The organism is Embleya scabrispora DSM 41855 (genome assembly GCF_000372745.1).
Taxonomy (GTDB): domain Bacteria; phylum Actinomycetota; class Actinomycetes; order Streptomycetales; family Streptomycetaceae; genus Embleya; species Embleya scabrispora.
Map to the genome: position 1 here is coordinate 1 of NZ_KB889719.1, position 21937 is coordinate 21937.

A 21937-nucleotide genomic window follows, 5' to 3' on the forward strand; every position below is an offset into this window, starting at 1 on the left:
GCCTCGCGAGCCGGCGCCGAAGGCGCCCAACAAGCAGCAACGCCCCCGTCACGACTCCGGCCGCGCACGACCCGCCGCCCCCACGACCCCGCCCACGCTCGCCGCGTTCACGCCCGGCCCCGGGACGGCTCGCCGCGTTCACGCCCGGCCCCCGGACGGCTCACCGCGCTCGCGCCTCCGGCCAGCCAGGCCCAACCCCCCCAACCCCAACAACCCCCCAACCCCACCCCACCCCTCACCCTCCCAGCGCCCCCACCGCCGTCTCCTTCGCCCACCGATAGTCCGGCTTCCCCGCCGGCGTGCGTGGTACCTCGACGACCGTGACCAGGTCGCGCGGGATCTTGTACCCGGCGAGCTGCTCCCGGGCGTGCTCGGCCAGATCCTTCGTGGTCAGCGTGTGGTTCGGGCGCAGCGACACGACCGCGGCCACCCGCTCGCCGAAGCGGGGGTCCGGGACGCCGACCACGACCGCGTCGTACACCGCCGGGTGCGCCTTGAGTACACCCTCGACCTCTTCCGGGAAGACCTTCTCGCCGCCGGTGTTGATGCACACCGAGCCGCGGCCGAGCAAAGTCACGTCGCCGTCGTCCTCGACCCTGGCGAAGTCGCCGGGGATGACCCAGCGCACACCGTCCGGGTCGATGTGGAAGGTGTCCGCGGTCTTGACCGGGTCCTTGTAGTAGCCGATCGGGATGTACCCGGTCCGGGCGATCCGGCCGCTCTCGCCCACACCCACCGGACGCAGGTCCTCGCCGAGCACCGCGGTCTTCGGCTTGAGCGGGAAGCGGCCGCCGGGGGTCTGCGAGCTGCCCGCCCCGAACTCCGAGGCGCCGAAGCTGTCGGCGATGTACAGCCCGGGGATCAGCCGGGTGAGCTGCGCCTTGACCGCCGGGGAGAGCAGCGCGCCGCCGGAGCCGATCACCTTGAGCGTCTCCACGCGGTGCTCGCCGCTCTCCAACGCGTCCGCGATCGGGCGGGCCATCGCGTCGCCGACCAGCATCATCGTCACGCAGCCCTCACGTTCGACCATGCGCAGGATCTCGGCCGGGTCGTAGCGCAGGCCGGTCCACATCACCGCGGTGCCCGCGCTGAACAGGGTGATCCAGGTGACCCACTGGCCGTTGCCGTGCATCAGCGGCGTGGTCAGCATCTGGACCAGCGGAGCGCCCTCGGCCTTGGCGGCGAGCAGCTCGGGATCCGCGATCGGCTCGCCGCCGAAGTTTCCGCCGCCCATCGCCGAACAGAAGATGTCGTGCGAGCGCCACTCGACGCCCTTGGGAAAGCCGGTGGTTCCGCCGGTGTAGACCATGTACCGGTCCTCGGGAGAGCGCTGCCCGAAGTCGCGAGCACCGCTCTCGGCCGCCAGCGCCGCTTCGTAGTCGAAAACGCCGCCGGCCCCGAACGCGTCCTCAATCGCCTCCGCAGCGCCCTCCGCGAACTCTCCCGCAGCGCCGTCCGCAGCCCCGTCCGCAGCCCCCTCCGCAGACTCGCTCCCCAACGCCTCCGCAGTCTCGTCCGCCAGCACGAACACGTGCGCGAGCTTCGGCACGTCGTCGCGCACCGCCGCGACCTTGGGCAGGTAACCGCGCTCGACGACCAGCCCGGCCAGGTCCGCGTTGTCGACGATGTAGCGCAGCTCGTCCTCGACGTAGCGGTAGTTGATGTTGATCGGCACCATGCGCGCCTTGAACGCGCCGATCATCGCCTCCAGCCACTCGGCCCGGTTGCGCGAATAGATGCCGATGTGCGCGCCGGTCGCCAACCCCGCCGAGATGAACGCGTGCGCGACCCGGTTGGCCCGCTCGTCCAGTTCGCGGTAGGTCAGCCGGACCTCGCCCGCGACCAGCGCGAGCCGATCCGGACAGGCGTCCACCACGACCTCGAACAGGTCGGCCAGGTTGAATACCCGCTGGGTCATTGTCAGTTCCCTTCCGCGACGATGCCGCGCAGGCCGTCCGCGCCGAAGACCGGCTCCAGGAAGGCCCGGAAGTCGGGACCCCGGCGCAGGTGGTGGCCGCCGTCCACGTTGATGTTCTGGCCGGTGATCCAGGTCGATTCGGGGCCGACCAGGAAGGCCGCGAGCGAGGCGATGTCGTCGGCCTGTCCGACCCGTCCCAGCGGTGTGCAGGCCAGGTAGTCGTCCAGGACCGGGCCGCCCTGGGTGACCGCGTCGACCATCTCGGTGGCCACCAGGCCGGGCAGGATGCTGTTCACCCGGACGCCGCTCGCGCCGAGTTCGTCGGCGGCGAGCCGGACCAGGTGGTCGATGCCGGCTTTGCTCACGCCATACGCGCCGAACCAACGATGCGTCCTGGCCGAGGCGATCGAGGAGATGGCGACGAACGAGCCGCCGCCGGCCGCCGCCATCAGCCGGGCCGTGTGCTTGAGCACGAGCATCGTGCCGGTCAGGTTCAATTCGACAGTCTCGCGCCATTTGGCGGTGTCGATCGAAGTCAGCGGCCCCATCGTGGAGTTGCCGCCCGCAGAGGCGACCACCGAGCGCAGTGGGCCGAGTTCGGCCGCGCTCGCCACCGCCGCCCGGACCTGGTCCTCGTCGGTCACGTCGGTCACCGCGTACGCGATGCGCACGTCGGGCGCCGCGACCTTCTCCAACTCGGCCACCGCGCCGCGCAGTCGGTCCGCGCTGCGGCCGGCGATCAGCACGTGCGCGCCGTCGGCGGCGAACCGCTGTGCGCAGCCCAGCCCGATCCCGCTGCCTCCTCCGGTCACCAGCGCCACCGTGTCGTGCAGTGGCAGGTCGGCACGTGTCACCGGGCATCTCCCTCGAACGTGGTGGGCACGTACGCCGCACCGTCGGCAGGCCACAACGGCGCCGGCACCTCGAACCCGATCGGGGCACCCCAGGCGTTGCGATACGCCACCTCGTGCACCGGTGTCCTGGGCGCCACGCCCCACGTCCCGGTCGGGTAGCCGAACGACACGCAGCACGCCATGTGCCAGCCCTGGTCGGGCGGCACCCCGAGCACCTCCAGGACCGCGTCCCGATGCGAGATGCCCAGCACCGCGGTCAGCGCGGTGCCCACCCCCTCGGCGCGCGCGGCCAGCATCGCGCTCCACACCGCCGGGAAGATCGAGCCGCCGGAGGGATCGTGCCGGGTGAAGCCGAACATGAACAGCGGGATCTGCTCGAAGTTGTCCGCGAGCCACTGCGACGAGCGCCGCACCCGGTCGAAGGACCGGCTCTCGGCGCTGTCCGGATCCGCCTCGGCGGCGGCCACGCGCGGCGCGTACACGGTCTTCCACAGGCTGTCCATCGCGTCCCGGTACAGCGGGCCGAGCCGGCTCTTGACGCCCGGGTCGTCCACCAGCAGGAAGCGCCAGCCCTGGGTGTTGCCGCCGCTGGGCGCGCGTACCGCCGCGTCCAGGATGCGGGCCTGCACGTCGTGCGTGATCGGATCCGGCCCGACCCGGCGCATCGCGCGCGTGGTGTACAGCGCTTCGTGAAGCTCCATGCGATCCCCTGCCTACCTGTTGCCCGTACTGGTGTGATGCGAAGTCGGACGCGTACGCCCGCTTCCGCCGGTGGCGCGAAGTCGGACGATCGCTCCCGCTTCCGCCGGTGACGCGATGTCAGACGATCGCGCCCGCTTCCCGCAGCCGTTCGATCTCGGCCGCCGCCAGGCCCCACCCGGCCAGCGCGGCGTCCGTGTCGCCACCCTGTGCGGCCGGTCCCGGATGCACCGGCCGGGCCGGCACGGCGGCGGGCGTACGGGAGAAGCGCGGCGCGGGGGCCGGTTCGGGCAGGCCGTCGGCATGCAGGAAGGTGCCGCGCTCGACGTGGTGCGGGTGCGCGGGCGCCTCGCCGGGGGAGAGCACCGGCGCGAAGCAGGTCTCGGTGCCCTCCAGGAGCGCACACCACGCGTCCCGGGTGCGGCCCGCGAACACCTCGGCGAGCCGGGCCTTCATCGCGGGCCAGTGCGCCGGGTCGTGCTGCTTGGCGAAGTCGGCGAACACCGGGTCCCGAGCCAATCCGAGCCGGTGGATCAGCTCGGCCCAGAACCTCGGCTCGATCGAGCCGACCGCGACGTACTTGGCGTCCTCGGTCTCGTATACGTCGTAGAACGGCGCGCCGCCGTCGAGCATGTTGGTCCCGCGCGGGCCGAGCATCCCGGCGGCGCCCATGGTGAACCAGGTCGCGCCCAGCGTCGCGGCGCCGTCGATCATCGCCGCGTCCACCACCTGGCCCCGTCCCGAGCGACCCGCCTCCAGCAGCGCCGCGACCAGGCCGAAGGCGAGCAGCAGGCCGCCGCCGCCGAAGTCGCCGATCAGGTTGAGCGGAATGCTGGGCGGTTGGCCGGCCCGGCCGATCGGCTCCAGCATCCCGGCCAGCGCGATGTAGTCGATGTCGTGCCCGGCCGCCGACGCGAGCGGCCCGGTCTGGCCCCAGCCGGTGAGCCGGCCGTACACCAGCCGCGGGTTGCGCTCGGCGACCACGTCGGGGCCCAGGCCCAGGCGCTCCATCACGCCGGGCCGGAACGGCTCGATCAGCGCGTCGGCGTCGGCGAGCAGGCGCAGCGCGAGTTCGACTCCGTCCGGGTGCTTGAGGTCGACCGCGATCGAGTGTTTGCCCCGGTTCATCGGATTGCGCGGCGGCTTCGCGAAGCCCTTGCGGGCCTCGTCCGCGCGGTCCACGCGCAGCACCTCGGCGCCCAGGTCGGCGAGCAGCATCCCGCAGAACGGGCCCGGCCCGAGGCCGACGAACTCCACCACGCGAATGCCCGCGAGGGGTCCTTTTCTGGTGGTCACGGCGTCTCCGGCGATCGATCGGGCCCCGAAATTACTGGAACACGTTCTCACTAAATCTGACGAGACGTCAGACTAGACTTCCGTCTCATCCGTAGGCAAGATCACCGCGGAACGAGTCGGCACACCGCCCGGGACCCCGACGTCCCGAGCATCCGACTCCGCCCCGGCCCCGCATCAAGCCCGCGGCACCCAGCCCGAAGCGCGACCCCCAAGGACAGGCTCTCCCGTGGCCGAACCCCGCACCAGCTCGACGATCACCCTCACCAGATCACTCACCCGAGACCAACAGGCCCGGCGCGAGCGGTTGGTGCGCGCCGCGTGCGACCTCGCCCTGGAGGGCGGCTACGCGGCGGTGACGATGCACGACGTCGCGGACCGCGCGGGGGTGGCCAGGGCCACCGTGTACCGCTACTTCACCTCGAAGAACCACCTGCTGAGCGAGGTGTCCGCGTTGTGGATCGGCGAACTCGCCGACGAACTCGCGGCCCGGCCGCTGCCCGTGGATCCGGCCGGTCGGCTGGCCGCGCTGCTGTGCCGGATCGTCGAGGTCAGCGCGGAGAACCGGCTGCTGACCGAGGCCGTGGTACAGGCCGCGACCGCGCCGGACCCGTCCGCCGGCCAGTCGCAGGAGACCTTCCACCAGAGCATTCACCGGATCACCGGCCTTGCCTTCGGCGAAACCGCCGATCGCGAGGACGGCGCCGATGCGGAGCGGCGGCGCGACATCGAGACGGTGCTCGGCCACGTCCTGCTCTCCGGCCTGGTCAGCCTCACCGCACGGGGCCGCGCGCTCGACGAGGTGCAGAACCTGATGCGTACCGCCGTCCGACTCTTCGTCCCGCTCGATGTCCCGCTCGATACGTGATCATCCCGGAGGCTTGCCATGACGGCTCCCACGACCCGCGACATCCACCTGCTCGACCGGGACTGGTACGCCGGTGACCCCTTCGCCGACTACGCCTGGCTGCGCGAACACGCGCCCGTCTATCACAGCGAGCGCGCCGGCGTCTGGGGCCTGAGCCGGCACGCCGACCTGGCCTGGGCCGAGCGCAATCCCGAACTGTTCTCCTCGGCCAAGGGCTCGCGCCCGATCGGCTACCCGCAACCCTCGATGATCGACTCCGACGACCCGACCCACTACCGCCGCCGCAAGCTGGTCTCCAAGGGCTTCACACCCCGGCAGATCGCCGCGATGGAGGAGCACGTCCGGGACATCGTGACCTCGCTGATCGACGCGATGCTCGCGGGCGGTCGCGGTGCCGACCTGGTCCGGCAGTTCTCCGCGCCGCTGCCGATGACGCTGATCGGCGAGTTGCTCGGGGTCGGCGCCGAGCACCGCGACCAGCTCCAGCACTGGGCCGACGTGATGGTGATGCTCTCCGACGGCGGCGAGCTCAGCCACAAGGCGGGCGAGGCGTTCACCGAGTACGTCGCCTACACCACGCAGGTGATCGAGGACCGTCGCAAGACCCCCTCCGACGACCTGATCGGAATCCTGGTCGGGGCCGAGATCGACGGCGAGAAGTTGTCCTTCGACGAGCTGATCGGCGAATCCCTGCTGCTGCTCGTGGGCGGCAACGAGACCACGCGCAACGTGATCTCCGGCGGGATCGCCGCGCTCCTGGCCAATCCCGAGCAACTGGCCCGGCTGCGCGAGGACCCGGCGCTGATCCCGTCGGCCGTCGAGGAATCGCTGCGCTGGGTGTCGCCGGTGGTCAACATGGCCCGGCACACGACACGTGACGTGGAACTGCACGGCACGGTGATCCCGGCCGACTCGACCGTGATGATGCTGTACGGGGCCGCCAATCGCGACGCCGAGGTGTTCGCCGAACCGGAGCGCTTCGACGCCTTCCGAACCCCCAACCCGCACATCGCGTTCGGCACCGGGCCGCACTTCTGCCTCGGCTCCTCGCTGGCCCGACTGGAGATTCGGGTCGCCTTCGAGGAACTCCTGCGCCGGTTGCCCGACCTGCGCCTGGCCCCCGGCGCCGAACTCGCGCACGGCCCGTCGTCCTTCATCCGCGGCCTGATCGCACTGCCGGTCGAGTTCTGAACCGACCCCCGGCCGGCCCGGCCCCGGCCCGAGGGAAGCACCTCGGATCCGGTCCGGACCGGCCGTCCGGGACCCCCCAAATGCGGACAGCCGCGTATTCTCTGGCCAACTGCCGGACGACGAGGGGATGTCCTGTGAAACCGCTGGAGCCCGAGGATCCGCGGCAGATCGGCGGCTACCGGGTGCTCCGGGTGCTGGGGGCGGGCGGCATGGGTCGGGTCTACCTCGGGCGCAACCGGGGTGGTCGGATCGTCGCGATCAAGGTGGTGCGCGCGGAGTGGGCCGACGACCCCGGCTTCCGCGAGCGGTTCCGCCGCGAGGTGGACGCCGCGCGGCGGGTCGGTGGTGCCTGGACCGCGCCGGTGCTGGACGCGGACACCGAGGCGCGCACGCCGTGGGTGGTCACCGGCTACGTCGCCGGACACAACGTGTACGAGGCGGTGGCCGGGCGCGGGCCGCTGCCCGAGGCGACCGTGCGCACGCTCGGCGCGGGCCTGGCCGAGGCGCTGATCGCGGTGCACGAGGCCGGTCTGGTGCACCGGGACATCAAGCCGTCGAACGTGCTGCTGTCCCTCAACGGGCCGCGCGTGATCGACTTCGGCATCTCGCGCGCGATGGATGCCTCGGTGCTCACCCGGACCGGGCACACCGTCGGGTCGGCCGGCTTCATGTCGCCCGAGCAGGTCGACGGGCGCGATGTCGGGCCGCCCAGCGACGTGTTCTCGCTCGGTTCGGTGCTGGTGTTCGCCGCGAGCGGGACGGGACCGTTCGGCGAGGGCAGCGGACAGGCGCTGATGTACCGGATCGTCGCGCAGGAGCCGCGCCTGGACGAGCTGCCGGCCGCCCTGCGCGAGATCGTCGGCGCGTGCCTGGTCAAGCACGCGGCTTCCCGGCCCACCCCCGCCGAGTTGCTCGCCGCGCTGGCGCCGGACGGTACGACCGACCTGGTGGTGGGCAACTGGCTGCCGCCGGACCTGACCACCGCGCTGTCGCGACGCGCGATCGAACTGCTCGAACTCGACGAGGACGGTGAGCCGGACGCGGGCTCGTTCGAACTCGGCGACGGCACCGGCGCGCCCACGTGGGACGACCGCTCGCGCGCGACTGCCGCGCCGTCCCACCCGTTACAGGCCCCGGCGGGCCCCGCCGCCCCGCCACCCGCGGACGCGCCACCCGCGGACGCGGCGCCCGAGACGTATGTGCCGCCGCTGACGACGACGCCTGTGCCGCCGCCCGCGCCGACGCCGGCGCACCGCCCATGGTGGCGCCGCCGGTGGGTGTACCCGCTCGCCGCCGCGCTGATCGCGGGCGCCGTCGTGCTCGCGCTGCTGCGGCCGTGGTTGGGCGACAAGTACGACCCGGACCACGTCGCTTCCGGCGAGGGACGCGAGATGCCGTCGACCGATGCGGGCCCGCAAGCCTCCAAAGGGTCGAGCGGCGGGCCGAGCACCGGTTCGGCCGCCGCCCCGCCGCCGACCGGCCCGGGCACCCTGCCGCAGGCCTACCTGGGAAGCTGGTCCGGGACCACGCGCTCGGATCTGGGCAGCGTTTCCCAGGTCACCGTGACGCTGACCGGCGGGAAGGTGGGCGACGAGAAGGTCGGCACCAGCCTGCTCACCGCCACCGGGCAACTCGGCGAGAAGGCCGACTGCGAGGCCGATCTGGAACTGCTCTCGGTCTCGGCGGACGCCGGCGTCCGGCTGACCAGCCATCTGACCCGCAATTCGGGCTGCACGGACAGTGACGTCGAGCTCAAGTCGTTGACCTCGACCACCATGTCCTACGTATCGCCGGGCAGCGTGTTCACCTCGACATCGCGCGGCACGCTCACCCGCAGGACGGGATGAGCGCCCGACCGGCCGGGAACCATCGCGCGCGGCCCATACGTCAAACTGAACACCTGTCGAATGCGGAACGGCCTGCCGGGTGGTACATGCCCGGTCGAGTGGGGAATGGCGAGTTCGGACATGCGGCACAGCCCTGAGCACGCGGACGACGACCACGACGTGGAGCGACTCGACGAGCGTTTTCGCGACCTCGTGGTGCACCTCGCCCCACGGGTTCCGCTGCCGCCCGTCGCGGGCATCCACCGGGTGGTCCGTCGACGGCGCCTGCGCAACCGGGTCCTGATCGGCGCCGCCTCGCTCGTGGTGCTCGCCGGCGGGGCGACCCTGGTGGGCGTCGGGTCCGAGGGCGACGGGCCGCCGCCGCGTCGGGAGGCCGCCGCGGCGCAGCCGCCGGTGAGCCCGGTGACCACCACCGCCGCGGCGCTCAGCGATGCGTTCTACCCGAGTGCGCAGGAGTTTCCGGTGGTGGCCGGGGTGTACGAGAACTGGCACGTGACGGAGACCCGGCAGGCGCTGACCGAGAGCCTGGGCCCGTGCGCGACGCAGACCATTTCCGGGCTCGGCGCGGTGGAGGCGCAGGAGCGCGTGTTCAACCACGACCGACAAGGCGGCGGACTGGTGGTCCTGGTCCGCTACCCGGACGAGCGCACCGCCGAGGCGGCGGCCGCCGACTTCACCGGCGGCATGGCCGGCAGGTGTCCCACCAATCAGCCCAACCCGGCGGCGGATGGCCTGCCCCGGATCGAGGCGCTGGACCGGTCCGGCGACGCGTGGCGCACCCAGGGTGTGATCAACGGCAACCTGGACCAGTACGTGGACTTCGGCATCGTGCGCAGCGGCCCGGTGGTGGCGGTGGTTCGGGAGACGATCATCGACCCGGCCAAGGTCCCGCCCGCGGACGGGTTCCTCCGATTGGTCGACAGCCTCCGGGATCGACTGGGAAAGAACGGATCCGGACCCTGATGATCCGAATTCACGGCTTTCGCCTTCTCTCGTTCACCGGTCATATCCGGGCGGGTCGGGAATGCTGCGAACGGGTGAGCGACAGCGCAATCCGCCACCTGGCAATTCGCCAGGCGACGCATCCCGATTTCATACGGATGGGTGCGGCGGGGTTTCACTCCCGACCGAGCCCGGGCGCTAAGCTGTGCGCGCGCCCTCGAAGTCGGTCAACCCGCAGAGGTGTCGAACCCTGCACGGAATCATCCGGTCGCCGGCTTCCCTATTTCCATCGGCCCTTTTCGGAGGCAAGTCATGGCGGAGTTCGATCCGCTGGGACGTGCGTGGCGCAAGAGCAGCGCGAGCGCAACGAGCAACTGCGTCGAGGCCAGGCTGGCCGACGAGGTCCAGGTCAGGGACTCGAAGGCACCTGCGCCGCGGCTGGCCTTCGGGGCCCGATCGTGGGGGTCGTTCCTGGCCGAGACCGGCCGACCGCGAGCCTGACCGGCTCCGCCGCCTCTTCGCGTTCGCCGCGTCGGGCCCGGACATGCGAGGCGGCCTGCCTGACGGCAGGCCGCGAATGACATGGGCGCGAGGCCCGGGTGGGTTGGTATCCGTTACCCGATGAGAGTGAGCAGTCCGGCGGCCCGGAGCGTGTAATAAAGCGCTCCTGCTGTCACCGCGGCCACGGCTACCAGCAGAAAGATCACGCGGAGCATCCTCTCGAAGTCGTCCTGCACGAGTTCACCCCCTTTCCGTAATCCAGCGTCCTTTCTTGCCGACGGTGTGTGGCGTGCAGGGGTGGGATGGAAGGCGATAATGCCTTCATCAGTGATTGTGCCTGGGGATGTCCGCTTCCGCCAGAGTGAGCCGAGTCGGCTATGCGAGGGACCATGCAAAAAAGAACGAGTTGCCCCGAAAAGTCATGAGATCCGACTTCGGAACAACTCGTTCGACGCCTCGCGGTGGCCGCCGCGAAACCGTGCTGCTCATCGACATCGAGCAACGGATACCACTTGCCATTATGCGCAGGAACGCGCAAACAGCCAAGTGGCTCTTAGGATGTATTCAACTCGCATCCTGGCTCCGCGCGTGCACGCAGCCGGCCTGCTGCCACTACGCCGTTCGCACATCGTCTACTCGCCGGTGTCGGCGCCCGGGAGCGGATGTCCCGAGCCGGGGCCGAAGCGTTCGAGGGCGCTGTCCAGCAGGGCCGGCGCCAGGTCGCGCGAGGCCAACTGCTCGATGCCCCAGAACGTTTCCAGATAGGACAGCGGCGAGACGGCCGGCGGGTCCTCCTGGTTGCCCTCACGGATGATCATGTCGCCCGAGGGGTTCTCGATGAACAGCACGGCCTCGTCCTCGATCTCCGGGAACTCCAGGAGCTGGTAGGCGATCCGGGCCCGGGAGTAGAGGCCCGCGGTGAACGGGATCACTCGTAACGTGATGTTCGGCCATTCACCGAAGTCGCGCATGCGCCGGATCTGGTTGCGCATGATCGCGGCGTTGCCCACCGTGCGGTGCATCACGCTCTCGTCCACGATGAAGTGCAGGGCGGGGCCGTCCGGCCGGATCAACCGCTCCTGCCGCTCCATGCGCAGTGCGACCAGATCCTCCTGGCCGGGGGTCTCCGGCGGGGCCATGATCCGAAGCACCTCGCGCGCGTACTCCTCGGTCTGCAACAGGCCCGGGACCAGGAGCGGTTCGAAGTTGCGGATGACGGTGGCCGAGGATTCGTAGCCGAGCAGCACCTTGAACTCGTTGGAGATGTGGTTCCGGTACTGGTACCACCAACTGCGCTGCTTCGAGGCTCGGGCCATGTCGATGTACTCGGCGACCCGGGCGGGCTCGACCACGCCGTAGTGCTGGAGCAGTGCCTTGAGGTCGGTGGTCGAGATGTTCACCTGGCCGGTCTCGATCCGGATCAGCTTCGAGAGCGACCAGTCCATCTCCACCGCGACGTCCCGTTGGATGAACCCGCACGCCTCGCGCGTCTGGCGCAGAAAGGCTCGGAGCCTGCGCCCCTGGAACATCGGGTCCCGTGTCGGCATCGGCCGCCCCCCAAAGGCTGTCGGCAGCGATCTCGCATCTAGCGAGGGCGCAGAACGGGTGGTGCACAAACGCCACCCGGAGAACAGCATCCCGTCGAATCGGGCGACCCGACAAGCCCCCTCGCTGATGTCCGACCGGCAGATCCGACGCCCCGTCAGGTGCGCGGGCGTCGGATCCGGGCGGACGAAGCCGATCGGTGATCCCCGGGTCGGTCAGCCCTCCAGGACGTAGGACTCGGCGCCGTCCGGGCCGACCGAATTGGCGCCCCGCAGGGTCACCCGCTGCATCGAACGGCGCATGCCCGGCGGGACGTCCGTGGGTACCAGGTGCACCGTCGCGCGGTTGTCCCAGAACGCGATGCTGCCCGGCTGCCAGCGAAAGCGCACGCTGAACTCCGCGTCGGCGATGTGCGCGTAGAGCATCTCCAATATGTGAGCGCCCTCCTGCCGGGTCAGTTCGAGGATGTGGCTGGTGAAGTTCGGGTTGACGAACAGCACCTTCTCGCCGGTCTCCGGGTGCACACGCACCACCGGGTGCACCGCGCGCAGACCCTCGCCGAGGAACTGCTTCGCCAGCTTGCCCGGCAGTTCGCCGCGCTTGACCGGCAGCGAGTTGTGGTGCACCGCGTGCAGCCCGTCGAGCAGGTCCTTGAGCGGGTCGGACAACCGCTCGTAGGCGAGCGTCAGGTTGGCCCATTGGGTGTCGCCGCCGTAGGGCGGCACGATCACCCCGCGCAGGATGGATGCGGTCGGCGGATTCGCAATGAAGGTCACGTCGGTGTGCCAGCGGCTCTCCACGAAGCTGCCGCCGCCGCCCATGCCCAACTGCTCGTTGTCGAGCAGCAGGATCTCCGGGTGTTCGGGGAACGCGGCCGGCAACGTCGGGTGTCCCGGCGCCAGTTCGCCGAACCGCAGGCCGAACGCCTTGTGCTGCTCCTGGGTCAGGTGCTGGTCGCGGAAGAACACGACCTTCCACTTCAGCCAGATCGCGCGGATCTCGGCTACCACGTCGTCGGTCAGCGCTCGGGTCAGGTCGACGCCGAAGATCTCCGCGCCGATGTGCCCGGCCATCGGCCGGACCTCCAGGCCCAGCGCGGCGGCCGAGGCCGGAGTGGGGTCCTCGTAGGTGGGCTGGTCGATGGTGCTCGTCATTGCCGAACCTCCAGAGCCGAGCGAGGTCCCGCACCGGGCGGGACTCAGGGGGATTGTGCGATCGCGGCCTCGGTCCGGGCGGAGACCGGGGCCAGGAAGAGGGCGACGGCGGTGTCGGTCAGGCCCGCCAGGAAGACCTCCCGATCGGTGGGGGTGCCCCGACCGGGGTGGTGCAGCGCCATCTCGCGGTCGGCGAGCGCGTGCGTGAGGTAGGACGACAGCAGCACCCAGCGCTCGTCCCGGACGCGCGCGGGCAACTCGGCCAGCAGGCCGAGCATGCGCTCGCGCACGGTGTACATCCCGCGTGTCCACTCCTCGCGGGCCAGGTCGCGCACCGCGGTGCCCTTCAGGAAGGCGGCGTGCAGGCAAAAGCGCAGGTACCAACTGGGCTTGCCGGGTTCGCCCAGGGTGGCGGCGAGCGGATACAGGAACGCCTCGATCAGACCCCGGGCGTCGTGTCCGTGCCCGGCCCGGTCGAGTTCGTCCAGCATCGCCAGGCGCCGCGCGTTCACCGGCTCCATCCGATGCCGGAAGACCGCGTCCACCAGGGTCTCCTTCGACCCGAAGTGGTAGCGCGCCGCGGCGGTGTTGCGCTGTCCGGCCTGGGCGCCGATCTCGCGTAGCGACACCCCGTTGATGCCGCGTTCGGCGAACAGCCGTTCCGCGGCCTCGATCATCAAAAGGCGTGCGCCGGCACCGCGGTCCGACGCCGGAGCGTCGTGCGTCCCTGTCATGGCCGCACGTTAAACCGTGTGGGTTAATAACTCAAGTGGGTTAATCGGAGCGGGGCCGGCATCGCCACTCCGAGCCGGGCCGCGCTACGAGGGCATCAGCGTCACGAATGCATCAGGCAGTACAACTGGTGCCCGGCGTGGTGCAGTTCGCGGGCGAACTTGGTCCAGTCGTGCAACATCCGGTACAGCAGATACGCGTCGCGCGGCACTCGTCGGTCCGGGAACGTCGACCAGATGAAGGCCGCCGCGCCCAGTTCCTCCTCGGTCGCGTTGCGCAGCACGTCCATCAACATCGGCGGCAACTGCATCACCGCGTGCGCGGGATGCAGCACGACCAGCTCCAGCGGCGGCGTCGCGTCCTGCGGGGTGTCCCCGAGCAGCGACAGCACCATGGCGCTGACCGTCTCCGGTTTCACGAACGACACATAGGAATTACTGGGGCGTTCCACCGTGTCGGTCGGATCGATCAGCGGAGGCACCCGCGCCGCGGTCGCGCGATCGGGTGCGCCGAAGTACTCATATGTCACGCCCACGTGTGCACCTCCCGACCAAGGTCGGCTCCGTGACACGTGCGCACACCCGTGGCGCCCGACGCCATCGCTCCCTGCTCGCTTGTCTCGGTCTGGTCGGTGATCGAGGGGACTCGTTGAAGATCGTCGCAGGTCATCCGGGCATTCCGTACCGCGGTTGGGTAACAGGTGTGCACCACTCGGAACCGGTCCCGCCCCGGCATGCGTCAGGACTCCCGGCCAGGCGGCCCGCCCGAGAAGGTTTGGCCGAGCGACATGTCGTTCAACGCCTTGACGAATACGCCCGTTCGCACCGAACCGGCGGAACGCGCGGTGATCTTCACCACGTTCGCGCCGACCACCGCGGAGCGTACGTCGGTCAGCACCGCGCTCCACGGCACGCCCGCCGCGGTGGTGCCGCCGCCGGTGAACAGGGTGCGCAGTCGATCGGCCTCGGCCCGGGCGCCCTGTTCCGACCCGGTCGCCACACACAGCACGTCGGTCCCCGGCGCGCCTGCCTTGCCGGTCACCCCGACCGCGATCCTGGGCCCGTTCGCGCTCTCGCCACCGGCGGCCCGATCGGTGATCACCGCGGCCAGCGGCTTGTCCAGGCAGTCCGCCAGCGCGCGCACGGTCGGGTCGGCGCCGAGCCTGTTGCCGCCGCGAGTCAGGTCGGCGCCCTGCAGCGTCGGGCCGTAGCCGATCTGCCGGTCGGCGACCCGGATCACGTTGAAGTGGTTGTTGCCCAGCGGCAGTTTCTGCGCCAGTGCGTCGTCCAGGGCCAACTCGTTGTCTCCACGCAGCCGTTGTGCACTCGGCTCGGTCGGATCCGGCTTGGCGCCCAGGGCCCTGAGCCGGTCGAGCACGGTCTTCTTGTCGAAACCGCCGACGAACACCCCGCCCTGATACGGCGGTCGACCGGCCGACCAGGACTCGCGCGCCTTGGCCGGGTCGAAACCCAGTGCCGGTGCCACCTGTTCGCGCAGCCCGCCCAGATCGGGCGAGCCGATTCCGATCAACGTGCCGTAGGGCCCGGTGAGGGTGGTGCCGCCGTTGGCCTTGGTGATCGCGGCCGTGTCGCCGTACTCGAACCAGCCCCGGGTGGAGGCTTCGTCGCGCACCGCGTCCAAGGCGCCGCGCAGCCCCGTCGTACCGCCGTCGTCCGAATCCCCGTCGCTGCAGGCGGCGGCCCCGGCCAGCAACAGCAGCGTCGCCAGCACCGGTCCGAGACCGCCGGCTATCCGGTGGTGTCGCCCGGACCGCCCACTCCGACGTGTTCTCGCCGCCACGCGCGCACCCCGATCGTCGTGCTGCACCCCGCCGGACATGCCTCACCCGTGGGCACGGGTCCGGGTGGCCCGATCATACTGCTCCCGGCCCTCGGTTTCGGTTGCCGGATCCCCGGGAACCAACGCGAATCCGTGCACACCCTCCCCGGCGCCCATGTGGTTGGTCCGTCCGGGTGCCCCGGCGCTCGCCGTCCGGCGCCCGCGGCGCCGCGCCGCCGGGGGCGACGAGGGCGCCCGGTTTGTTTGAGAGCATGACCGGGTGAGCTCTGTCAACGAGAACCCCGCACCCGCCTCCGCCGCCCTGTTCGCGCGTGCGCGGGCCGTCACCCCCGGCGGGGTCAACTCGCCGGTGCGCGCCTTTCGCGCGGTCGGCGGCACGCCCCGCTTCATGGTCTCGGGCCGAGGTCCGTACCTGACCGACGCGGACGGCCGCGAATACGTGGACCTGGTGTGTTCGTGGGGCCCGATGATCCTCGGCCACGCACACCCCGCCGTGCAGGAGGCCGTCCGCGAGGCGGTCGCGCGCGGCACCTCCTTCGGTACACCCGGCGCCGGCGAGGTCGAACTCGCCGAGGAGATCGTCTCCCGGGTCGCCCCGGTCGAGCAGGTCCGCCTGGTCAGCTCCGGCACCGAGGCCACCATGTCCGCCATCCGCCTCGCGCGCGGCTTCACCGGCCGGGCCAAGGTGATCAAGTTCGCCGGCTGTTACCACGGTCACGTGGACGCGCTGCTGGCCGCCGCCGGCTCCGGCCTGGCCACCTTCGCGCTGCCCGACACGCCCGGAGTGACCGGCGCCTCGGCCGCCGACACCATCGTGCTCCCGTACAACGACCTGTCCGCCGTCGAGTCGGCGTTCGCCGCGCACGGCCCCGACATCGCCTGCGTGATCACCGAGGCGGCCCCCGGCAACATGGGCGTGGTCACCCCGCGTCCGGGCTTCAACGCGGGACTCAAGGCGCTGTGCGAGCGGCACGGCGCGCTGTTCGTCTCCGACGAGGTGATGACCGGCTTCCGGGTGTCCAAGTCGGGCTGGTTCGGTATCGAGGGTGTCGTGCCCGACCTGCTGACCTTCGGCAAGGTGATGGGCGGCGGCTTCCCGGCCGCGGCCTTCGGCGGGCGCTCCGACGTGATGTCCCGGCTGGCCCCGCTCGGCCCGGTCTACCAGGCCGGCACGCTGTCCGGGAACCCGGTCGCCACCGCGGCCGGCGTCACCACGCTGAGGCACTGCACCGACGTGGTGTACAAGGACCTGGACCGGGTCTCGCTCGCGCTGCGCACCGAGGTCTCGGCCGCCCTGGCCAAGGAGGGCGTGGCGCACACCGTGTCCACCGCCGGGAACATGTTCTCGATCTTCTTCACCGATCACCCGGTGCACGACTACGACCAGGCACGCACCCAGGAGTCGTTCCGCTTCTCCGCGTTCTTCCACGCGATGCTGGACGCCGGCGTGTACCTGCCGCCGAGCGCGTTCGAGGCGTGGTTCCTGTCCGCCGCCCACGACGACGCGGCCGTGAACCGTATCCTCGACGCGCTGCCGGCCGCAGCCCGCGCCGCAGCGAGTGCCCAGGAGAACTGACGATGGCTCAGAAGCCGCAGACCAATCGCGATGTGACGATCGTCCACCTCATGCGCCACGGCGAGGTGCACAATCCGCACGGCATCCTGTACGGCCGCCTGCCCGACTATCACCTGTCGGAGCTGGGCCTGAAGATGGCCGAGCGGGTCGCCGACCACCTCGCCGGGCGGGACATCACCCACGTGGTGTCCTCACCGCTGGAGCGTGCCCAGGAGACCGCCACGCCGATCGCGGACCGGCACGGGCTGGAGATCGCCACCGACGATCGGCTGATCGAGGCGGAGAACATCTTCCAGGGCAAGACCTTCGGGGTCGGCGACGGTTCGCTGAAGAACCCGACGCACTGGAAGCACCTCACCAACCCGTTCAAGCCCTCGTGGGGCGAGCCGTACATCGAGCAGGTGGTGCGGATGATGGGCGCGCTGGGCGCCGCCCGGGACGCCGCGCGCGGGCACGAGGCGGTGTGCGTGAGCCACCAGTTGCCGATCTGGGTGACCCGCTCCTTCGTCGAGCGGCGGCGGCTGTGGCACGACCCGCGAAACCGGCAGTGCTCGCTCGCGTCGCTCACCACGTTCACCTACGAGGGGGACAAGATCGTCTCCGTCGGCTACAGCGAACCGGCTCGGGACCTGCTTCCGGCGAAGCTCGCGGGCAAGACGCAAAACAAGAGCTTCGGGGCATGACGCAAAGCCACGCATTCGGGGCATGGCACCCATTTATTTGGGACGAATCAGGATGAACTGAAGCAGTGTCGGCGGCACGACGGACCCCGCGTGGAGCGGTCGTGAAGGCATGCGAAACTTTTCACATGCTCACACGCCGCCTGCCTCGTCGTGCCGCGCTGCTCACCGCCGCGGCCCTGCTCGCACTCTCCGGCTGCGGTGGGATGAGCGCCGGCAACAAGAGCAACGGCGACGGCAAGGGCTATGTCGACAGCGACAAGAGCGGCATCGTGCGTGCCAAGACGGGCGACCGTACCGCCGCTCCGAAGGTCTCCGGCAAGACGCTGGAGGGCAAGGACATCAGCCTCGCCGACTTCAAGGGCAAGGTCGTGGTCCTCAACGTCTGGGGCTCGTGGTGCCCGCCGTGCCGGGCCGAGGCCGCCGACTTCCAGCAGGCGCACACCGAGACCGCGGACAAGGGTGTGCAGTTCCTGGGCATCAACACCCGCGACGCCACCCAGGAAAACGCGCTCGCGTTCACCAACAGCAAGGGCATCACCTACCCGAGCCTGTGGGATCCGGACGCGCACGAGATCCTCAAGTTCACCGGCAACCTGAACCCGAAGGCCATCCCCAGCACGCTGATCATCGACCGTGAGGGCCGGATCGCGGCCCGGGTGCTGCGTGCGGTCACCATCGAGGAACTGCGCTCGATGATCGACCCCGTGTTGAACGAGCCCGTGCCGAACGAGAAGGCCTGATCCAGGTGCTGGTCGCAGCCGCGGGCGTCAACAACACGGTCTACAGCGGGTCGCTCGTGGCGGCCCTGCCGATCGCCCTGCTCGCCGGGCTGATCTCGTTCTTCTCGCCGTGCGTGTTGCCGCTGGTGCCCGGCTATCTCAGCTACGTCACCGGCATCTCCGGCGCGGATCTCAAGGACGCCCGACGCGGTCGGCTCTTCCTCGGCGCGCTGCTGTTCGTGCTCGGTTTCACCGTGGTCTTCGTCTCCACCGGCGCCGCGTTCGGCTACTTCGGCCAGACCCTGGCGAAACACCAGTCGACGATCACCAAGGTCTTCGGCGCGATCACCATCGTGCTCGGGTTGTCCTTCATGGGCGTCCTACCCGGCCTGCAGCGCGAGTTCCGGATGCACAAGCGGCCCGCCATAGGGCTGGTCGGGGCGCCGCTCCTGGGCATGGTGTTCGGCCTGGGCTGGACGCCGTGCATCGGCCCGACCCTGTCGGCCGTACTGACCCTGTCCACCAGCGAGGCCAGCGCCAACCGGGGAGCGCTGCTCACGGTCGCGTATTGCGTGGGGCTGGGCGTTCCGTTCCTGCTCACCGCGGTTGCTTTTCGCAAGGCGCTGGGCGCGTTCGGGTGGGTCAAGAAGCACTACGTCTGGGTGATGCGCCTGGGCGGCGGCATGCTCGTGCTGCTCGGGGTGCTCATGCTCAGCGGGGCGTGGGACCAGTTGATGCGCGAGATGCAGTCCTGGAGCCAGCAATACACGATCGGATTCTGATGAGTCTCGAGACCCGAACCGACGAAGACCTCGCACGGGACGACGATCTCGACCGGATCGCGGTGCCCGAGGCCAGAGCCGACGCCGGGATGTCCACGGCGCCCGCGCAGGATGAGGGCGACGAGGAGATCCGCCAACCGCAACTGGGCGTGGTCGGCTGGCTGCGCTGGCTCTGGCGGCAGCTGACCTCGATGCGCGTCGCGCTGATCCTGCTGTTCCTGCTGTCGGTCGCGGCCACGCCGCCGACGCTGATCCCGCAGCGTCCGGTCAGCCCGATCAAGGTCAGCCAGTACTTCCGCGACCATCCCGACCGCGCGAAGATCATGGACAAGTTCCAGCTCTTCGACGTGTTCTCGTCGTGGTGGTTCGCCTCGATCTACATCCTGCTGTTCGTCTCGCTCGCGGGCTGCATCGTGCCGCGCTGCTGGGCACACGCCAAGACGCTGCGGGCCAAGCCCCCGGAGGCGCCGCGCAACTTCGCCCGGTTGCCCGCGTACGCGCGCTGGGAGACCTCGGCGGACCCGGACGCGGTGCTGGCGGCCGCGCGCGGCGCGCTGAAGAAGCGCCGTTTCCGGCTGAACCCGACCGCCGACTCGATCGCGGCGGAGAAGGGCTACGCCCGGGAGAGCGGCAACCTGCTGTTCCACATAGCGCTGTTCGGCATCCTGGTCGCGTTCGCGCTGGGCAGCCTGTACAGCGTCAAGGGCGGCAAGATCGTCGTCGAGGGCGGCAGCTTCGCGAACGTGCTCACCCAGTACGACGACCGCCAGTTCGGCGCGCTCGTGGACGCGGACAACCTGGAGCCGTTCGGGTTCCGGCTGAAATCGGTCGAGCAGACCTTCCAGGCGACCGGCGCCAAGCGCGGCGAGCCGAGGTCCTTCACCGCGCACATCGAGTCCTGGTACGGGCACGAGGGCAAGGACAAGTCGGGGACGATCAGGGTCAACCACCCGCTGGAGGTGGGTGACACCAAGGTGTTCATGATCGCCACCGGCTACGCGCCGGAGGTGACCGTGCGCGACGCCAAGGGCAAGATCGCCTACAAGGGCCCGACCATCTTCCTGCCCCAGGACGGCAACCGGACCTCGACCGGCGTGATCAAGGTTCCCGACGTCAGTGCCGGGCTCAAGCAGTTGGGCTTCGACGCGCAATTCCTGCCGAGCGCGCCGATGGACCAGAACGGCAACCTGCTGGTGGATCCCAAGCGCGGTCCGATCTCGGTGTTCCCGTCGCTGCTCAACCCCCGGCTGATGATCAGCGGCTACGAGGGCGACCTGGGCATGGACTCGGGCATCCCGCAGAACATCTACGCGCTCAAGGCCGACAAGATGTCCAAGTTCATGGACGGTGCCGACGTGTGGCGCAGGGCCCTCAAGGTCGGCGACACCGCGGACCTGCCCAACGGCGCCGGCAGCATCACCTTCGACGGCGTCAAGACCTGGGCCAACTTCCAGGTGGCCAGCGAGCCCGGCAAGGGGCTCGCGCTCTTCAGCGTGGTGGCCGCGATCGTCGGCCTCGTGCTGTCATTGTTCGTTCGCCGCCGCCGAATGTGGGTGCGCGCGGTGGAGGGCCCCGACGGCCACACGGTCGTCGAGGTCGGCGGGCTCGCCCGCACCGAGGGTGGGGGCCTCGGCGATGAGGTACAGGAGTTCGTGGACGCGTTGCGCGAGGCCGCGCCGGCGAACTCACCCGGCACCAAGGTCAAGGAGTGAGCGTGGGCGTCAACGAGAATCTCGCCCAATTCAGCAATGTGCTGATGTATTCGGCGATCGCCGTCTACCTGATGGCGTTCTTCGCCTATTGCATGGAATGGACCTTCGGCAGCAGCGGTGCGGTGGCCAAACGGTCGGCCGACCTGTCGATCGAGGTTCTGGAGCCGGCGGCCGCGGGTGCGGGCGGCGGGGTCGCCCTGGCCGAGCGGCCGGTGGTGGTGCTGCGCGAGGGCGGGCACGACGGCGACGACGCCGACGACCGGGGCGACGTGGCGGGCGGCAACGACCGTGCCGACCGGATCGGCCGGGTCGCGGTCTCGCTGACCGCGCTCGGCTTCCTGCTCCACGCCGGCTCCGTGCTCACGCGCGGCATCTCGGTCGAGCGGGCGCCGTGGGGCAACATGTACGAGTTCTCCACATCCGTGGCGCTGATGGTCGTCCTGGCCTTCCTGGCGCTGCTGTGGAAGTACCCGGTGCGCTGGCTGGGCCTGTTCGTGACGCTGCCGGTGCTCACCACGCTCGGCGTCGCGGTCACGGTGCTGTACACCGACTCCGAGCAACTGGTCCCGGCGCTCGACTCGTACTGGTTGTGGATCCACGTCGCGTCCGCGATCGTCTCGTTCGGCGCCTTCCACATCGGCGCGCTCGCCTCGATCCTGTTCCTGTTCCGCCAGGGCTACGAGCGCCGGCAGGCCGACCCGACCCGGACCAAGCCGGGCCGCTTCGACGACAAGCTGGCCCGGCTGCCCAGCTCGGCGTCGCTGGACAAGACCGCCTACCGGGTCAACGCGATCATCTTCCCGCTGTGGACCTTCGCCATCGTGTGCGGCGCGATCTGGGCGGAGAACGCGTGGGGCCGCTACTGGGGCTGGGACCCCAAGGAGGTCTGGTCCTTCATCACGTGGGTGGCCTACGCGGCCTACCTGCACGCCCGTGCCACGGCCGGCTGGAAGGGCACCAAGGCCGCGGCGGTCTCCCTGGTCGCCTTCTCCTGCTTCCTGTTCAACTACTACGGCGTCAACATCTTCGTGAACGGGCTCCACTCGTACGCGGGCGTCTGAGCCGCGGTCCTTCCGAACGGGTCTGCCCCGTCACCCTCGTGAGGGGGCGACGGGGCAGAC

20 protein-coding genes are annotated in these 21937 nt (G+C 70.3%); 11 read left to right on the forward strand and 9 right to left on the reverse strand.

The genetic code is table 11. The features are described 5' to 3' along the window. Positions 1 to 235: 235 nt before the first annotated feature. The 4 genes from A3IC_RS0144200 to A3IC_RS0144215 all read right to left on the reverse strand — a co-directional run bounded on the left by A3IC_RS0144200 (position 236) and on the right by A3IC_RS0144215 (position 4767). The gene (locus A3IC_RS0144200) at positions 236 to 1918 is read right to left on the reverse strand and encodes an acyl-CoA synthetase (protein ID WP_020556471.1); all 1683 of its coding nucleotides are present in this window, start codon (positions 1916 to 1918) and stop codon (positions 236 to 238) included. A 2-nt stretch (positions 1919 to 1920) separates the two neighbouring features. Beyond that, positions 1921 to 2772 carry an SDR family oxidoreductase gene (locus tag A3IC_RS0144205; protein ID WP_020556472.1) on the reverse strand — a complete coding sequence of 284 codons (852 nt, stop codon included), beginning with the start codon at positions 2770 to 2772 and terminating at the stop codon, positions 1921 to 1923. Further along, positions 2769 to 3473, reverse strand: a complete 705-nt coding sequence (locus A3IC_RS0144210; RefSeq protein ID WP_020556473.1) for a nitroreductase family protein — start codon at positions 3471 to 3473, stop codon at positions 2769 to 2771. Before A3IC_RS0144210 ends, A3IC_RS0144205 begins: the two co-directional genes overlap by 4 nt. Positions 3474 to 3591: 118 nt before the next feature. Further along, positions 3592 to 4767: a CaiB/BaiF CoA transferase family protein gene (locus A3IC_RS0144215; protein WP_020556474.1), complete on the reverse strand. Its 1176-nt coding sequence runs from the start codon at positions 4765 to 4767 to the stop codon at positions 3592 to 3594. A 226-nt stretch (positions 4768 to 4993) separates the two neighbouring features. On the opposite strand from A3IC_RS0144215, the gene A3IC_RS0144220 reads away from it, so the two are divergent. The 5 genes from A3IC_RS0144220 (at position 4994) to A3IC_RS0144240 (ending at position 10113) form a co-directional block, all read left to right on the forward strand. Continuing rightward, positions 4994 to 5632 carry a TetR/AcrR family transcriptional regulator gene (locus A3IC_RS0144220; RefSeq protein ID WP_020556475.1) on the forward strand — a complete coding sequence of 213 codons (639 nt, stop codon included), beginning with the start codon at positions 4994 to 4996 and terminating at the stop codon, positions 5630 to 5632. An 18-nt stretch (positions 5633 to 5650) separates the two neighbouring features. Then, positions 5651 to 6823 carry a cytochrome P450 gene (locus A3IC_RS0144225; protein ID WP_020556476.1) on the forward strand — a complete coding sequence of 391 codons (1173 nt, stop codon included), beginning with the start codon at positions 5651 to 5653 and terminating at the stop codon, positions 6821 to 6823. Positions 6824 to 6957: 134 nt separating this feature from the next. Further along, positions 6958 to 8670 carry a serine/threonine-protein kinase gene (locus A3IC_RS70415; RefSeq protein ID WP_020556477.1) on the forward strand — a complete coding sequence of 571 codons (1713 nt, stop codon included), beginning with the start codon at positions 6958 to 6960 and terminating at the stop codon, positions 8668 to 8670. Positions 8671 to 8790: 120 nt separating this feature from the next. After that, positions 8791 to 9633, forward strand: a complete 843-nt coding sequence (locus A3IC_RS0144235) for a hypothetical protein (protein ID WP_158696345.1) — start codon at positions 8791 to 8793, stop codon at positions 9631 to 9633. Positions 9634 to 9924: 291 nt separating this feature from the next. Next, complete coding sequence (locus A3IC_RS0144240) at positions 9925 to 10113, forward strand: DUF397 domain-containing protein (protein WP_020556479.1); 189 nt, start codon at positions 9925 to 9927, stop codon at positions 10111 to 10113. A gap of 632 nt (positions 10114 to 10745) precedes the next feature. Here the strand turns inward: A3IC_RS0144240 and A3IC_RS60085 are convergent. The 5 genes from A3IC_RS60085 to A3IC_RS0144275 all read right to left on the reverse strand — a co-directional run bounded on the left by A3IC_RS60085 (position 10746) and on the right by A3IC_RS0144275 (position 15275). Continuing rightward, positions 10746 to 11660: a helix-turn-helix domain-containing protein gene (locus A3IC_RS60085; RefSeq protein WP_020556481.1), complete on the reverse strand. Its 915-nt coding sequence runs from the start codon at positions 11658 to 11660 to the stop codon at positions 10746 to 10748. Positions 11661 to 11873: 213 nt separating this feature from the next. Next, complete coding sequence (locus A3IC_RS0144255) at positions 11874 to 12812, reverse strand: TauD/TfdA dioxygenase family protein (protein WP_020556482.1); 939 nt, start codon at positions 12810 to 12812, stop codon at positions 11874 to 11876. Positions 12813 to 12856: 44 nt separating this feature from the next. Further along, positions 12857 to 13546: a TetR/AcrR family transcriptional regulator gene (locus tag A3IC_RS63450; protein ID WP_026219440.1), complete on the reverse strand. Its 690-nt coding sequence runs from the start codon at positions 13544 to 13546 to the stop codon at positions 12857 to 12859. A gap of 101 nt (positions 13547 to 13647) precedes the next feature. Next, the gene (locus A3IC_RS0144265) at positions 13648 to 14079 is read right to left on the reverse strand and encodes a hypothetical protein (protein ID WP_020556484.1); all 432 of its coding nucleotides are present in this window, start codon (positions 14077 to 14079) and stop codon (positions 13648 to 13650) included. A 203-nt stretch (positions 14080 to 14282) separates the two neighbouring features. Continuing rightward, on the reverse strand, positions 14283 to 15275 hold the full coding sequence (locus A3IC_RS0144275; RefSeq protein WP_020556485.1) for a hypothetical protein: 993 nt from the start codon (positions 15273 to 15275) through the stop codon (positions 14283 to 14285). A gap of 328 nt (positions 15276 to 15603) precedes the next feature. On the opposite strand from A3IC_RS0144275, the gene hemL reads away from it, so the two are divergent. From hemL to ccsB, 6 genes are all read left to right on the forward strand, one after another. Continuing rightward, complete coding sequence (gene hemL / locus A3IC_RS0144280; protein WP_020556486.1) at positions 15604 to 16920, forward strand: glutamate-1-semialdehyde 2,1-aminomutase; 1317 nt, start codon at positions 15604 to 15606, stop codon at positions 16918 to 16920. Positions 16921 to 16922: 2 nt separating this feature from the next. Beyond that, positions 16923 to 17603, forward strand: coding sequence for a histidine phosphatase family protein (locus tag A3IC_RS0144285; RefSeq protein WP_026219441.1), 681 nt, complete (start codon positions 16923 to 16925; stop codon positions 17601 to 17603). A gap of 125 nt (positions 17604 to 17728) precedes the next feature. Continuing rightward, positions 17729 to 18343, forward strand: a complete 615-nt coding sequence (locus A3IC_RS0144290) for a TlpA family protein disulfide reductase (RefSeq protein ID WP_020556488.1) — start codon at positions 17729 to 17731, stop codon at positions 18341 to 18343. 5 nt (positions 18344 to 18348) lie between these two features. Next, entirely contained in the window at positions 18349 to 19104 is a 756-nt protein-coding gene (locus tag A3IC_RS0144295; protein ID WP_020556489.1) for a cytochrome c biogenesis CcdA family protein, read from the forward strand. Then, positions 19104 to 20816 carry a cytochrome c biogenesis protein ResB gene (gene resB / locus A3IC_RS0144300; RefSeq protein WP_020556490.1) on the forward strand — a complete coding sequence of 571 codons (1713 nt, stop codon included), beginning with the start codon at positions 19104 to 19106 and terminating at the stop codon, positions 20814 to 20816. Before A3IC_RS0144295 ends, resB begins: the two co-directional genes overlap by 1 nt. A 44-nt stretch (positions 20817 to 20860) precedes the next feature. Continuing rightward, positions 20861 to 21877, forward strand: a complete 1017-nt coding sequence (ccsB, locus tag A3IC_RS0144305; protein ID WP_052174084.1) for a c-type cytochrome biogenesis protein CcsB — start codon at positions 20861 to 20863, stop codon at positions 21875 to 21877. Positions 21878 to 21937: the final 60 nt, after the last annotated feature.

What these genes read in the sequence shown, in the direction of transcription:
- A3IC_RS0144200 (WP_020556471.1), bottom strand. Translation starts at nt 1,918, where the DNA reads ATGACCCAGCGGGTATTCAACCTGGCCGACCTGTTCGAGGTCGTGGTG.
- A3IC_RS0144210 (WP_020556473.1), bottom strand. Translation starts at nt 3,473, where the DNA reads ATGGAGCTTCACGAAGCGCTGTACACCACGCGCGCGATGCGCCGGGTC.
- A3IC_RS0144225 (WP_020556476.1), top strand. Translation starts at nt 5,651, where the DNA reads ATGACGGCTCCCACGACCCGCGACATCCACCTGCTCGACCGGGACTGG.
- A3IC_RS0144235 (WP_158696345.1), top strand. Translation starts at nt 8,791, where the DNA reads ATGCGGCACAGCCCTGAGCACGCGGACGACGACCACGACGTGGAGCGA.
- A3IC_RS0144240 (WP_020556479.1), top strand. Translation starts at nt 9,925, where the DNA reads ATGGCGGAGTTCGATCCGCTGGGACGTGCGTGGCGCAAGAGCAGCGCG.
- A3IC_RS60085 (WP_020556481.1), bottom strand. Translation starts at nt 11,660, where the DNA reads ATGCCGACACGGGACCCGATGTTCCAGGGGCGCAGGCTCCGAGCCTTT.
- A3IC_RS0144255 (WP_020556482.1), bottom strand. Translation starts at nt 12,812, where the DNA reads ATGACGAGCACCATCGACCAGCCCACCTACGAGGACCCCACTCCGGCC.
- A3IC_RS63450 (WP_026219440.1), bottom strand. Translation starts at nt 13,546, where the DNA reads ATGACAGGGACGCACGACGCTCCGGCGTCGGACCGCGGTGCCGGCGCA.
- A3IC_RS0144285 (WP_026219441.1), top strand. Translation starts at nt 16,923, where the DNA reads ATGGCTCAGAAGCCGCAGACCAATCGCGATGTGACGATCGTCCACCTC.
- A3IC_RS0144290 (WP_020556488.1), top strand. Translation starts at nt 17,729, where the DNA reads ATGCTCACACGCCGCCTGCCTCGTCGTGCCGCGCTGCTCACCGCCGCG.
- resB (WP_020556490.1), top strand. Translation starts at nt 19,104, where the DNA reads ATGAGTCTCGAGACCCGAACCGACGAAGACCTCGCACGGGACGACGAT.
- ccsB (WP_052174084.1), top strand. Translation starts at nt 20,861, where the DNA reads ATGTATTCGGCGATCGCCGTCTACCTGATGGCGTTCTTCGCCTATTGC.